Source organism: Paenibacillus zanthoxyli JH29 (assembly GCF_000520715.1).
GTDB classification, from domain to species: Bacteria; Bacillota; Bacilli; order Paenibacillales; family Paenibacillaceae; genus Paenibacillus_AQ; species Paenibacillus_AQ zanthoxyli.
On sequence record NZ_ASSD01000401.1, the window covers coordinates 1 to 12,574 of the forward strand.

15 protein-coding genes are annotated in these 12,574 nt (G+C 48.0%); 4 read left to right on the forward strand and 11 right to left on the reverse strand.

The features are described from left to right. The 5 genes from L691_RS29045 to L691_RS0115130 all read right to left on the reverse strand — a co-directional run. A partial coding sequence (locus tag L691_RS29045; RefSeq protein WP_036737205.1) for an anti-sigma factor family protein occupies positions 1 to 238 on the reverse strand: 238 nt, incomplete at its 3' end. Beyond that, the gene (locus L691_RS0115115; RefSeq protein WP_025691314.1) at positions 235 to 783 is read right to left on the reverse strand and encodes an RNA polymerase sigma factor; all 549 of its coding nucleotides are present in this window, start codon (positions 781 to 783) and stop codon (positions 235 to 237) included. The genes L691_RS29045 and L691_RS0115115, both read right to left, overlap by 4 nt. Positions 784 to 1,082: 299 nt before the next feature. Continuing rightward, the gene (locus tag L691_RS0115120) at positions 1,083 to 1,910 is read right to left on the reverse strand and encodes a carbohydrate ABC transporter permease (protein WP_025691315.1); all 828 of its coding nucleotides are present in this window, start codon (positions 1,908 to 1,910) and stop codon (positions 1,083 to 1,085) included. Beyond that, the gene (locus L691_RS0115125; protein ID WP_025691316.1) at positions 1,910 to 2,794 is read right to left on the reverse strand and encodes a carbohydrate ABC transporter permease; all 885 of its coding nucleotides are present in this window, start codon (positions 2,792 to 2,794) and stop codon (positions 1,910 to 1,912) included. Before L691_RS0115125 ends, L691_RS0115120 begins: the two co-directional genes overlap by 1 nt. A gap of 86 nt (positions 2,795 to 2,880) precedes the next feature. Then, positions 2,881 to 4,212, reverse strand: a complete 1,332-nt coding sequence (locus L691_RS0115130) for an ABC transporter substrate-binding protein (protein WP_025691317.1) — start codon at positions 4,210 to 4,212, stop codon at positions 2,881 to 2,883. A 374-nt stretch (positions 4,213 to 4,586) separates the two neighbouring features. Here L691_RS0115130 and L691_RS0115135 point away from each other — a divergent pair, with 374 nt between their 5' ends. Further along, a complete protein-coding gene (locus tag L691_RS0115135) occupies positions 4,587 to 5,540 on the forward strand; it encodes a sugar kinase (protein ID WP_025691318.1) in 954 nt (317 codons plus the stop codon). A 76-nt stretch (positions 5,541 to 5,616) separates the two neighbouring features. Here the strand turns inward: L691_RS0115135 and L691_RS0115140 are convergent, their stop codons facing one another. Continuing rightward, positions 5,617 to 6,642 carry a LacI family DNA-binding transcriptional regulator gene (locus L691_RS0115140; RefSeq protein WP_025691319.1) on the reverse strand — a complete coding sequence of 342 codons (1,026 nt, stop codon included), beginning with the start codon at positions 6,640 to 6,642 and terminating at the stop codon, positions 5,617 to 5,619. Positions 6,643 to 6,809: 167 nt separating this feature from the next. Between L691_RS0115140 and L691_RS0115145 the strand changes: the two genes are divergently transcribed. Then, on the forward strand, positions 6,810 to 7,295 hold the full coding sequence (locus tag L691_RS0115145) for a MarR family winged helix-turn-helix transcriptional regulator (protein WP_232229201.1): 486 nt from the start codon (positions 6,810 to 6,812) through the stop codon (positions 7,293 to 7,295). Positions 7,296 to 7,359: 64 nt separating this feature from the next. Further along, positions 7,360 to 7,848 carry a DoxX family protein gene (locus L691_RS0115150; protein WP_025691321.1) on the forward strand — a complete coding sequence of 163 codons (489 nt, stop codon included), beginning with the start codon at positions 7,360 to 7,362 and terminating at the stop codon, positions 7,846 to 7,848. Positions 7,849 to 7,882: 34 nt separating this feature from the next. Here the strand turns inward: L691_RS0115150 and L691_RS32055 are convergent, their stop codons facing one another. The 3 genes from L691_RS32055 to L691_RS0115160 form a co-directional block, all read right to left on the reverse strand. Continuing rightward, the gene (locus L691_RS32055; RefSeq protein WP_156934247.1) at positions 7,883 to 8,068 is read right to left on the reverse strand and encodes a hypothetical protein; all 186 of its coding nucleotides are present in this window, start codon (positions 8,066 to 8,068) and stop codon (positions 7,883 to 7,885) included. A 96-nt stretch (positions 8,069 to 8,164) separates the two neighbouring features. Beyond that, positions 8,165 to 8,470, reverse strand: a complete 306-nt coding sequence (locus L691_RS0115155) for a stalk domain-containing protein (protein ID WP_025691322.1) — start codon at positions 8,468 to 8,470, stop codon at positions 8,165 to 8,167. A gap of 275 nt (positions 8,471 to 8,745) precedes the next feature. Next, on the reverse strand, positions 8,746 to 9,483 hold the full coding sequence (locus tag L691_RS0115160) for an SDR family oxidoreductase (protein ID WP_025691323.1): 738 nt from the start codon (positions 9,481 to 9,483) through the stop codon (positions 8,746 to 8,748). 185 nt (positions 9,484 to 9,668) lie between these two features. Here L691_RS0115160 and L691_RS0115165 point away from each other — a divergent pair, with 185 nt between their 5' ends. Continuing rightward, entirely contained in the window at positions 9,669 to 10,595 is a 927-nt protein-coding gene (locus L691_RS0115165) for an AraC family transcriptional regulator (protein WP_025691324.1), read from the forward strand. A gap of 473 nt (positions 10,596 to 11,068) precedes the next feature. Here the strand turns inward: L691_RS0115165 and L691_RS32060 are convergent, their stop codons facing one another. Both L691_RS32060 and L691_RS0115175 read right to left on the reverse strand, forming a co-directional pair. Continuing rightward, positions 11,069 to 11,341, reverse strand: coding sequence for a hypothetical protein (locus L691_RS32060; protein ID WP_156934248.1), 273 nt, complete (start codon positions 11,339 to 11,341; stop codon positions 11,069 to 11,071). A gap of 420 nt (positions 11,342 to 11,761) precedes the next feature. After that, the gene (locus tag L691_RS0115175) at positions 11,762 to 12,532 is read right to left on the reverse strand and encodes an ABC transporter permease (RefSeq protein WP_025691326.1); all 771 of its coding nucleotides are present in this window, start codon (positions 12,530 to 12,532) and stop codon (positions 11,762 to 11,764) included. Positions 12,533 to 12,574 lie beyond the last annotated feature (42 nt).

Below are 12,574 nucleotides of genomic sequence, written 5' to 3' on the forward strand. Positions count from 1 at the left end.
CTGCGGCCCTCTCCCGGTCGATGGCCTCAAGCTTCGGCATAATCGAATCCACCAGACTGAAAGGGGGGCTGATGTCGGGGAGCTGCTCCAGCTCGCTGGATAGCGCGTTCAACCGTTCGAACAATTCCGCGCAGGAAGGGCAACCATCGATATGGCGGAACATTTCAAGACTTTCGTCCCGGCTCAAATCATGATCCAGATAACGATGCATCCATTCCATCACCTCCGCGCAGTTCATCCCGATACACCACCTTTCTGGTACTCCTGAAGTCTGTTTTGCAGCTGCTGCCTTGCCCTGAACAGGTAAGATTTCACCGTATTAAGCGGAAGGTCCAGACTTTCTGCAATCTCGTTGTAAGAAAAATCCTGCAAATAACGCAATACAATAACCGTTCGATGATGCTCCGGCAGTTGGTCAATAGCCTCGCGGATGTCCTCCGCCAAATACCCCGAGAGAACTTCGCGTTCCACATTTTGCTTATCCTTGAATACCATCTCATGCTCGTCGATCGATACAGTCGGCTTCGTCTTCCTGAATTTATCAATACATATATTGGTCACGATCCGCTGAACCCATGTCTTGAACTGGGCCTTCTCTTCATAGGAGCCAATTTTGGTATAGATCCGGATCAAAGCCTCCTGCGAGGCGTCCAGCGCATCCTGTTCATTATGCAAAATGTAAAAGGCCGTCTTATAGACCTGCCCTTCAATTTCTCGCAATAGGGTGATTAGAGCGTCGCGATCGCCCGATTGAGCGGCTCTGACGAGTCCCTGCTCCACCACGAAGGTTCCCCCTCTCTATGCAATCTTACTGACGCGCAAGACCGCAGAATTGTTGCAATCTGTAATAAATATTTTTGTTGTCTTTAAATGAAGCTTCTTTTCTCGGCACACACTTTTCTAAGCATACAGGGAATGTTTACGGCAATCAAACGTTCCCCAGCCTAATTTTATTACAAATTTGACACATTGGGATATTTAAGCAAGAAAAAAAGCCAACCCCAACTTCTGGTTGACTTCATCTATGAACAGTGTCCCCGGCCTTTTTTGACATGACCGAAGACTGAACGTTTCTGCGGTTGTTACTTTACGGAGCCCTGCATAACACCCTGAATAATATATTTTTGCGCGAACAAGTAGATGATGACTACCGGGAAAATGCTGAGCACCAAGCTGGCCATCAGCGGGCCGTAATCCACGGTGTAGGTGCCATAGAAATTGAAGGTGGATAGTGGAAGCGTACGCTGCAGCGGATCGACGAGAACAAGTGACGGCAGTAGAAAGTCGTTCCAGATCCAGAGCACATTCAAGATGGTTATCGTCGCCGTCGTCGGCATCAGCACCGGGAACACGATGCGGAAAAAGGTCTGGGTGGGCGTACAGCCGTCAATCATCGCCGCCTCCTCCAGTTCCTTCGGAATACTCTTCACGAAGCCGTGGTAAATAAAGATCGCAAGCGAGCAGCCGAATCCGATATACATAAAAATCAGCGCCCATTTGTTGTTCAGCATGTTGAGTGATCCGTAAATTTTGACGAGCGGAATCATGATCGCCTGGAACGGAATAATCATGGAGGCCACCATCAGCAAAAAGGTATATTGATTGAATTTCGTATCGTGCCGGACAAAATAATGCGCGGTCATTGCCGCAAACAAAGAGATAAACAGTACGCTAAACAGCGTGATAATGACCGAGTTGGCGAATGCGTGGAAGTAATTCATTTTGTCCAGCGCAATGCTGTAATTCGAGAACACGAAGCTAGTCGGCAGGGTAAGCGGGCTTGAGGTAATGTCCTTGTTCGCTTTCACCGAATTGAACAGCAGCAGCACGAACGGAACGATAAAGATGAACAGGATGACCGAGAGACCGATTATTGTCAGCCAGGAGGTTTGCTTTTTGAAGCGCTGCATTAAGCCTCCACCTCCATCTTCTTGCTAAAGTAAACTTGGAGCAGGGTAATAACCGCCACAATCAGGAACAGCACCAGCGCTTCGGCTTGACCTACTCCATAATCCCGGGACAGAAACGCCTTCTGATATACATGCATCGAGACGAGTTCGGTGCTCTTGAACGGCCCGCCTTTCGTCAACGCAAGGTTGACATCATAGACCATAAATCCGCGCTGCAAGGAAAGGAAAATGCACACGATAAACGAAGGAACCATCAGCGGAATGGTCATACGCGTCATTTTCAGCCATCCATTCGCCCCGTCGATGCTTGCCGCTTCGAGGATATCCCCGGGCACTCCCGTCAGACCGGCTACGTAGATAACCATCATATAACCCGCGTACTGCCATACGGCAACAATGACGAGCGTCCAGAAGGCGCGGTTCGGATCGGAAAGCCAGGAGGTGCTGAACAGGCCGATGCCCATTTTTTGACCCATGAATACAAGCACGTTGTTAAAAATGAACTGCCAGATAAAGCCGAGGACGATGCCGCCCAGCAGGTTCGGAAGGAAGAAACCGGCCCGGAAAAAGCTCTGCCCCTTCAGGCCCTTCGTCAGCAGATAAGCCAACAAAAAGGCAAGCACATTGATGAACACGACCGTGAACAGCACATACTTGAGCGTCAGGCCGAACGACTTCCAGAACTCCGCGTCTTTAAAGACCGACCCATAGTTTTGAAAACCCACCAAAGATTGTGTCGTGGATATTCCATCCCAGTTCGTGAACGTCAAGTAGATGCCGTACAGGAACGGAACAATCATTACGGCAATGAACGCAAACAACGTCGGACCTGTGAACAGCAGTCTGAGCCGCAGGCGGCTCCACACCCCTTTATCCGTAACCATGTATATCCCTCTTCCTATTCCTATAAGATTGGCTTGGTAACGGCGGATAAGGGATGGTCCCTTACCCACCGCGCTAGGCAAGCCCGTTATTCTTTTACGTTAGTCCAGTACTGCTGGATTTCTTTGGCAAGTGTCGTACGGTCGCTTTGCTTGGCAAGATATTTTTGCATCGAAGCACCCACGTTCGCCCAGTGGTCGGCCGGCAGATCGCTCATCGACTGCTCGGATTTGCCTCTGGAGATGTAATCCTGAATCGACTTGCCGAGCGGGTCGGCGGCCGGAAGCGTAATATTTTTAAACGCCGGAATAATATTGGCCTTGTTCACCAGGAAATCCTGGCCTTGCTGCTCGTACACGATCCAGTCAAGGAATTTCTTCGCCGCATCCTGCTGCTCCGGTGTGGATTTCTCTTTGTCGATTACAATCCGTTTGGAGACGGCCGAGGAAATTTCCTGGTTGCCGTAGTCGCCCGCGTTATTACTGATTGGCACCGGCAGGAAGCCGTATTCCTTGTTAGCGGTATCAAAACTGCTGATTTGCGGCCAAGCCCAGTTGCCCATGAACCAGATGCCTACTTCGCCTTTGCCGAGCAGTTCAGGACCGCGTTCATAAGTTCCCGCCAGCGGGGAAGCTTGATCGATATTGTACTTCGTCATGACGTCAAATGTGTCCATCAGACCGTTGAATACCTTGTTGCTTGCAAGATCGACTTTGCCTGCCCGCAGATCATCGATAAAAGCGTTGACCTTCGTCATATCTTTATCCTGACCGGCATAGGCCAAGGAAAAATAGTGGGCGCCTAGCGACCAGTCCATCGGAGAAACGACCAGCGCTTTCTTTCCGCTCGCTTCGATTTGTTTAAACAGATTTTCCAGCGACGCAGTGGTGTTGATTGTGGACGGGTCAAAGTTTCCGCCTACGGCCTTATCCACGACCGCTTTGTTATAAATAAAACCGTAACCTTCAATAGCTAGAGGGAATGCATAATTTTTGCCGTCGATTGTTGTCAGGTCAAGGGCATGCTCCACAGCGTCCGCATTCCATTTCTCGCCGCTCAGGTCAAGGATGCGGTCTTTGAATTTGGCTACGTCCCCTGTATCCAGCATGATCATGGTTGGAGGATTACCGGAAGCATACAGAGTGGAAGCGCGTTCAAAAGGAGATCCGCCATTAGGAACAGGCTGAATTTCCAAAGAGATCGTCGGGTTTGCTTCATGAAAAGCCTTTGCGGCCTCCTCAAGTTGAGGCTGAATCTCGCTCTTGGAGTTAAGCAAGGTTATTTTAATGCCGCCGCCTGAACTGCCGTTCTGCCCGCCGTTTGCGGACTGCGTATTGCCTCCCGAGCTGCTGCAAGCCGAAAGAATTAAAATTAGCGTCAGCGAAAGAATGAACCACTTCATCTTCTTTACATGTTTCATGGAAAAAAGCCCCCTAATTCCAATTTATAAACCGCTTACATTTCGGATTATATGATAACCGATTAACATATGTCAATCGGTTATCATTGGCTAAATGCAATTTTTTTAAGCGTTATCATTGATAAATGATGAGCGATCAGCTCCTAATTGAAAGATTTTGTGTATTATTTAATAGCGTTTACTTGGATCTCCTGAATTTTTGCCACAGACTTGACGGCAGCTCGGGGATAAATTATTTTATTAATATTTAGTAATAAACAAACTGAACAAACCTATGAAATGCTTATTGTCGTTGGACAAAACCGATTTATCTGCTATCTTTAAACATAGCTTAACAATACAAGGACAATCCCTTTTTCTTAGGAGGAATCATCATGGGCAAACATCTGGACGTAGTCACTTTCGGAGAGCCGATGGCTATGTTTTACGCTAATGAGGAAGGACCGCTGGATGAAGTGATGTCTTTCTCCAAAGCTTTGGCCGGAGCGGAGAGCAATGTGGCTACAGGCTTGGCGCGTCTGGAGCACACGGTCGGCTATGTAACCAAGCTTGGCGAGGACAGCTTCGGATCTTTTATTTTCAAAGCGCTGAACCAAGAAAGCATCGATACCTCAAGCATCTCCTTCTCCAGCGAATTTCCGACCGGAATGTTAATCAAATCGAAGGTTGTTACCGGCGATCCCAAGGTGGAATATTATCGCAAACGTTCGGCTGCCTCCAAGCTGGGACTTGCCGATTTCGATGCATCCTACTTCGCCTCGGCGGGACATCTTCACGTAACCGGCATCTCTTCGGCAATCTCTTCTGAATGCCACGAGTTCTCCGTTCACGCCATGGAATTCATGAAGCAAAGCGGCAAGACCGTATCATTCGATCCCAACCTCCGCCCGGCCCTCTGGCCCGGCGCCAAGACGATGACAGACACGATTAATAACCTCGCCACCCGCTGCGATTGGTTCATCCCGGGTCTTGGCGAAGGCCGGATTCTGACGGGGCTTACGGCGCCGGAGGAAATCGCGTCCTACTATTTGAATTTGGGCGTATCCCTGATCGTTATCAAGCTGGGGCCGGAAGGCGCATATTACAAATCTTCTGATTCGGAAGGCTATGTGCAGGGCTTCAAGGTCGATCAGGTCGTGGATACGGTAGGCGCAGGCGACGGCTTTGCCGTCGGGGTGATCAGCGCCCTGCTGGAGAAGCTTACTCTCGAAGAAGCGGTCCGGCGCGGCAACGCCATCGGCGCTTTGGCGGTCATGTCTCCCGGCGATAGGGACGGACTGCCGACACGCAAACAGCTTGAGCGGTTTATCAGCCAAGGCACGAACTGACAAAAGTACAGAACAGAAGGTCCAAAGGACATCTCCTAGCAGAAATGGCCGGGTGATGTCCCGATAGTAAACCGTTTTATTTAGAAATTGGCGCTTGTTGAACCGAGTCCCCCGGTTGAAGGGACGGAGTAAACCGGTAAGTAATCGGCACAGTGGAGCCCGTGTCTTCTATGCCGGAGAGGATGATTTTGGAGGCCTCCATTCCCATTTCATACGCGGGTTGGCGGATCGTCGTAATCGCAGGATTATAGATCGTCGCGAATTCCGCATCGTCGATGCCGATAACCGATAAATCACGCGGGATGGATAAGGAATGCGTATTCGCAAATTTCAGCATTTCGGCGAGTGCAATATCGTTGGCCGCAAGCAGCGCGGTCGGAGGCTGCGGCAGAGACAGCAGCTGCTCAAGCGCCCCCGCCATGTTTTCCCTGGATGCGCTGCACACATAATCCTCCCGCCACTCTTGCCCCGCTTCCTCGACCGCCTTTTTGTAGCTGCTAATGCGTTCCTTCCGCGGTGTAATCGCGTAGCGGCCCGCCGGGAGCGTCAGCAGCGCGATCCGCTCATGCCCATGCCGGATAAATTCTTTAAATGCCGTCTTGACCGCCAATTCATTGTCGAGCAGCAGGCTCTGGGTCGCGACGCCGTCGACGAGCCGGTCCAGGAATACCAGCGGATAATTTTTTTCGAGCAAACGATCGTAGAGGGAGGGATCATCACCTGTGGGAAAAACAACCAACCCGTCAACCTGCCGGGCCATCAGCGTTTCGATATATTTCGCTTCCTTCTCCGGATTCTCGTCCGCGTTGCAGATAATCAACTGATTGCCGCTGAGCTGTAGCTCGTTCTCAATCGCCCGGATACATTGAATGGACAACGAATAATTAATATCCGCGACGATAACGCCGACCGTATTCGTCCGGTTCCGCTTCAGGCTGCGGGCCAGGCCGTTCGGCTGATAATTCAGTTCGTCGATCACCTCGGCGATCCTCTTCCTCGTCGCCTCGCTCATATACTTATAGCGCTTGTTCAAAAACTGCGAGACCGTGCTTTTCGACACGCCCGCCTTTTGCGCCACATCTTCGATTGTCAGTTTTTTCATTTTCTTCGCTCCACGCTTCTACTAAATCAATCACTCATTATTAAAAAGTATAGCTGTTTTTTAGTAAATTTACTATAATGCCATTCTCCTACTCGACTGGGCTTGGTCCGAGACGATTCGACCCCGTTGCGCAATGAAACATCAGGCTCAAAAATCATTTGACAATAGTGTTTAGACACTATACACTTTGTTCTATGATGAACAATGAAGAACTTTCAAAAGAGAAAATTAGCAACACCCTCTTGGATGTATTCAAAACTTTCGCCAAACTGGATAGGAAAAATAGAGATTACGGTGTAGGCGAGCCCTTATTTCATTCTGAGATCTATACGCTAAATGAAATAAGAGAGCATAGAGGCATCCATATTACAGCGTTGGCTGAATGTTGTGGGGTTACGAAAGGCGCAATATCCCAAGTACTGAAAAAACTTGAACAGAAAGGATTAATCACAAAAGAAAAGGATGCCCGCAACCAATCAAGGTTAATTCTTCAGGTAACCCCTAAAGGTGAAATTGCATACGCTCACCATTTGGAATATCAGAACCAATTCAAAAAAATGGTTGTGGAAGTATTAGGAGATGCTCCCGTCGATAAGGTTCAATTTATTAAAGATTTTTTAACGAAGCTAGAGAAGCAACTTGGCAAAAGATAGTATTTTTTTAGAAAATGTGTTTAGTACCTATACACACAAACAACTAATTTTATGGAGGTATTTTATGGAACCGCTTATTGTGCTCGTTGTCGTCACGCTTGTCATTCTCATTGCAGGAGCTGCTGGGGTAAGCCGTTTGCGCCCATGGCCCGTTGCGCTTCGAGGCGGTCTTGCAGCGATGTTCATTTTAACCGGCTCCGTTCATTTCGTTTATATGCGGACAGAGATTATTAAAATGGTTCCTACTATCTTGCCATATCCCGACCTGATTGTAACGATCACCGGTGTGCTGGAATTGGCCGGGGCAATAGGTTTACTATGGCGTCCCACTGTTACATGGGCAGCTGGAGGGCTCTCACTCCTACTGATTGCCATGTTCCCGGCCAATCTTTACTTAGCTATTAATGGCCTTGCGACAAGTCTGGAGGATGAATTGATTCCCCGCACCCTAATGCAAATCCTCTTCCTTTCCGTAAGCCTTGCAATATGGATGTTTTACCGCCGTCATCGATCTGTTAGGAAACACGGTAATGATATCGAACTGTCCAAATGATACAAATTATTGCTGAGTGAAGGTTGCTTCAAAATTAGAACCGACGGCAAACAATTGCTTCAAGTCCAGTAAGGACTTCATCTTTCTTCACCTCAGGATTGGCTTTCTTTCTATCATAGGAAAAAGCTCCTGAAGAATATAAATAAAGTGGATGCAAATACTCTTCTCCAGCAGGAATATCTTTTCCTGAGATGTTTTTTGCTGTAACTGTCAAACTCATGCTATATGTGTTTTTTCTTTCTTGCTTTCAAAGGTATAAGACAGCGGAAAAAAGGCCTCTTGGTCATAAACCTTAGCCCTGTCAAATTCTTTAATATCAATAAAACGTCTGATTGGTCATCATATTGATTTCTAGAACGTGGTTGTTTAACTGGATTTTAACCCACTTTCTTTTCCCGTCATAATCTACCTTAGCTCCTAGCAACTGACTTACTGAACGCAGGGGCAGATACAAACGACTATTTAACAGGTAAGGTTCTTTAGGAGCCGCATAGAGCACATAATACTGATTGATTTTTAAATGTACTCTACCATTCGTTTTCATGGAAGCAGCTTGACTGGATACAGGCAGTACTAAAGAGATCAATAGGAGTACAAAAATACTCCATCTGATTTTACGCATGTTAAACCTCCCAATATTTGGATTCCCTATTCATTAGACGATAAACCCACATTTAAAGTTACAAATGCAAGCAAACAATTCTGTTATGCTATCCTGCCCTTCGTTGAAAAAGGCTCCCGCTCAATTGCGGAAGCCTCTTGATGGCTATTCAGCTATCGTTCCCCGTTAATTCAGCGCCGCCGCGCGAGTCTAATACCTCATGTTCACAAGTCGGCAGTATATTCGAAGCTTTACTCATGCCCTAGTTAAAGGCTATTCGGCGCTTTCTACAATAATCAATTGAACCCGCCGTTTACGCGAATCGTCTGTCCTGTTATCCAACGGGCTTTGTCGTCGACGAGCAACTCGATCGCATTCGCGATATCCTCCGGTTCGCCAAGTCGTCCAAACGCGTTCATTCGGCGGTACGAATTAATCAACTCCTCTGATTTACCGTTTAAGAATAACTCGGTTGACACTTGCCCGGGCGCTATGCAATTGATGACGATGTCCTTGGGGCCAAATTCCTTTGCTAACTGACGGGTCAACTGCTCGACCGCACCTTTCGTTGCTGCGTAGACGCTGTACGTCGGGAGCATCGCGCCCGAAATGGAGGTCGAGAAGTTGACGATCGTCCCGCCTTTTGCCATATGCTTCATTGCTTGTTGGCAAGCGAAATAAGTCCCTTTCACGTTGATCGCGAAATACCGGTCAAACATCTCCTCCGTCACGTCCGCGATAGCCGTACATTCCATGATGCCGGCATTATTGACCAGAATATCCAAGCGTCCAAATCGCTCGAGCGTCTCCGAGAACAACGCCTCGACTTCGCTCACCTTGCTTATATCGGCGCGGATTGCAGCCGCTTCACCACCGGATTGCTCAATCGTATTTACAACCTCGTCCGCTTTCTCCTGATTCGAGGAATAATTGACAACCACCTTCGCGCCGGATTGCGCCAATTGGATGGCTACTTGCCGTCCGATGCCCCGCGACGCCCCAGTGACGATCGCTACTTTTCCATTCAAACTCATTTCCGTTCTCTCCTTTATTTCGATTTTGGCCGATTGGGTTTAAGCCGTGACCGACCTTGTAGATTTATTATATTGAATGTCTGTCTTAACCCGTTAGAACATACCTGTTCAATCCTTGCCTAATTCTCTTCTGTCTCGCTATTATTAAAGTAAACTACACTTTTTCTGGAAAGGAACTCGCAAACATGGACGAATCACTGCGAATGGAGCAAGCCTTGCAGCAATTGGCGCTCTTGATACGTCGCCATGCTCCGTCGAACGGCACGCATCAGACGTCCGTGCCTTCTTTGGCACTGATGCACACTACACAGTTGTCAGAACCGCTGGAATCTGTATATAAACCATCCATTTGCGTCGTGGCCCAAGGGGCGAAAACGGCCACACTGGCCGACGAAACCTACCGATACGATCCTTCGACTTACCTGGTCACTTCCGTCGAATTGCCGATCATCGGCAGAATCATCGAGGCTTCGCCCGAGATCCCATATTTAAGTTTGAAACTGAGCTTTGACCCCGACGTCATCCTGGACATCGTGAAAGAGACGAATCGCCCCGGTTTCGTTCCTCCGGAAGCTTGTCGTGGCATAACCGTGAACCGAACGTCTCCCGCATTACTCGAAGCCATCGTGCGGCTCATGCAGCTGCTGAACGAGCCTGAGGACATTCCGATTCTGGCGCCGCTCGTCATCCGCGAAATTCTGTATCGGGTGCTTCAAGGCGAACAAGGCGCGCGCATCCATCAATTCGCGATCATTGGCAGCCAAGCGCACAACATCGCTCAAGCGATCCAGTTGATTAACCGGCAATACGACCGTCCGCTCGTCATCGAGCAGCTTGCAAAGTCCGTAAACATGAGCACGTCGGTATTTCATAAACATTTCAAACGCGTCACGGCGATGAGCCCATTGCAATACCAGAAAATGGTGCGTTTGCAAGAAGCCCGGCGCTTAATGCTGACGGAAACCGTGCAAGTTTCCGATGCGGCCTTCCGCGTAGGCTACGAGAGCCCGTCCCAGTTCAGCCGGGAATATGCCCGTATGTATGGTCGGCCACCGATGCTGGATGTTCAGGAGCTTCGCGGTTCGATCGCGAGCTCCAATGTGCTCGGCTGAATTCCATGAATGGCAGCAAGAGAAAGTTTGGCATAGACAAAGTACAGGGTCTTGACGATTGATCGTCAAGGCCCTGTTCTTCATATAGTCCGAGTACTAAGACGAGTTCCTCTTGTTCTTCCTCGGTCAACTCCAGTTTCGTCTTTTTACCCAATCACCGCTTCTGCTGAATAAATCCTGCCCGTTAACTCAACAAGCCCCCTCAATAATTTTGTTCGAGAAGTTTTCTCGAACATATTTTTATGTAGTAGTGACTGCTACAGATTTGGAGCTATCTCTTTACTATTTATGGATGGATAACTTGAGTTTTTTCATCAAAGTATCCTGTTTCCGATAGTACGATCTCACTCAAATCATATTTAACAAATATCCGCAAATACCTAGCAATATGATCGCCATAATTTTGACCAAAATAAACACTGTAATAATCTCTCTGATCTACCTCATTACTTTGCTATCCGGTCTACTTTCAACTAAAACGAAAAAATAGGATCTTTTATTTGAACTTGGTTTTCATCTGTTTCAGGCCAATCCTTTAGTTTTACTGTAGTTTCGTTTAAATTGCTGTATTTAAGAACAAATGAAAGTATCTCATCATCAGAATAATTTTTCACGTATTTAGGGGATAAGAATGAAGAAGTAACTGTAATTGGTGTTTCTTGGGGCAGTCTGGTGGAACTGGAATTCACGGGAGGCTCTGAAGGTGAAAGTGCTATCGAGGAAATTGTTACTGAAAATTTTATCAATATGAAAGCCCCTCAACGTAATAAAATAGTTTCAATACTAAAAAGATGTTCGTTTCCCTTACACCAATTTCCACATGGAACTCCATTACCCTGCCCGTTACTTCAATAAAAACCAGGGAACAGTTACCGCCGCAATCTGCTTCCTGGTTATTCAACTAACGTTTTCCGTTAGTTTAACGGCATCCACGATTTAACGCCTACTTCAATAAAAAAAGAGAACAGGCCACCCGTGGCAGTATGCTCCCTGGTTATCTTTAACGCCCCCTACTTCGATATAAAAGGAGTAATAGAACATCACTTCACTGCGACGTCCTTGATCTCAACGAGCAAAACTGGTGAAGCTAGCGCTTTGACAATGTGGAAGGCCCTTTACTTGATGTTTCTGTTGACCACTATCTATTATTATAATGCATACAAACATTAAGCTGCATTCCGTTTGTATGCACGCGCCGCAAAGATACAAGCCACGAACATGATCCCGACGCACCACGTAAGAGCGACCCATATGTCATTGCCCACCGGCTGATCTGACAGCAGGGCGCGAATAGCTTCAACGATCGAGGTCACCGGCTGATTTTCGGCAAAGACACGAACAACTTTCGGCATCGAGTCGGTCGGCACAAACGCCGAGCTGATGAATGGCAGGAAGATTAACGGATAGGAAAAGGCGCTTGCACCTTCCATCGTTTTTGCGGACAGTCCGGCAATGGCCGCGACCCAAGTCAAAGCCAGCGTAAACAGCACGAGTATACCTGCTACGGCAAGCCAAGACAGTACCCCTGCCGACGAGCGAAATCCCATAATGAGCGCTACGAGAATGATGACGACAATAGAAATGACGTTGGATACCACCGAGGTTAGCACATGCCCCCACAGCACAGTGGAACGCGCAATCGGCATGGAGTGGAACCGCTCAATAATGCCCCGTTGCTTATCCATAAACAGGCGGTAAGCCACGTAGGCCACCCCGCTGGCAATAGCCATAAGCAGTATGCCAGGCAACAGGTAGTTCACATAGTTATCCGTACCGGTTTCGATTGCGCCGCCAAGCACATAGACGAACAGCAGCATCATTGCAATCGGAGTGATACAGACCGTGAAGATGGTATCCATACTGCGGAAAATATGGCGCATGGAGCGACCAAGCATAACGCTCATGTCGCTGAAAAAATGTTTTTTTGCCACCTCCATTAGATGGCCTCCTCGTATAGTATCTTTAGAACTTTCTTTTGA

Excerpts from the sequence above, each read along its gene's own strand:
- L691_RS32055 (WP_156934247.1), bottom strand. The coding sequence starts at position 8,068 with ATGAGTTTGACAGTTACAGCAAAAAACATCTCAGGAAAAGATATTCCT.
- L691_RS0115130 (WP_025691317.1), bottom strand. The coding sequence starts at position 4,212 with ATGAAACATGTAAAGAAGATGAAGTGGTTCATTCTTTCGCTGACGCTA.
- L691_RS0115165 (WP_025691324.1), top strand. The coding sequence starts at position 9,669 with ATGGACGAATCACTGCGAATGGAGCAAGCCTTGCAGCAATTGGCGCTC.
- L691_RS0115140 (WP_025691319.1), bottom strand. The coding sequence starts at position 6,642 with ATGAAAAAACTGACAATCGAAGATGTGGCGCAAAAGGCGGGCGTGTCG.
- L691_RS0115120 (WP_025691315.1), bottom strand. The coding sequence starts at position 1,910 with ATGCAGCGCTTCAAAAAGCAAACCTCCTGGCTGACAATAATCGGTCTC.
- L691_RS0115155 (WP_025691322.1), bottom strand. The coding sequence starts at position 8,470 with ATGCGTAAAATCAGATGGAGTATTTTTGTACTCCTATTGATCTCTTTA.
- L691_RS0115135 (WP_025691318.1), top strand. The coding sequence starts at position 4,587 with ATGGGCAAACATCTGGACGTAGTCACTTTCGGAGAGCCGATGGCTATG.
- L691_RS0115160 (WP_025691323.1), bottom strand. The coding sequence starts at position 9,483 with ATGAGTTTGAATGGAAAAGTAGCGATCGTCACTGGGGCGTCGCGGGGC.
- L691_RS0115175 (WP_025691326.1), bottom strand. The coding sequence starts at position 12,532 with ATGGAGGTGGCAAAAAAACATTTTTTCAGCGACATGAGCGTTATGCTT.
- L691_RS0115150 (WP_025691321.1), top strand. The coding sequence starts at position 7,360 with ATGGAACCGCTTATTGTGCTCGTTGTCGTCACGCTTGTCATTCTCATT.
- L691_RS0115125 (WP_025691316.1), bottom strand. The coding sequence starts at position 2,794 with ATGGTTACGGATAAAGGGGTGTGGAGCCGCCTGCGGCTCAGACTGCTG.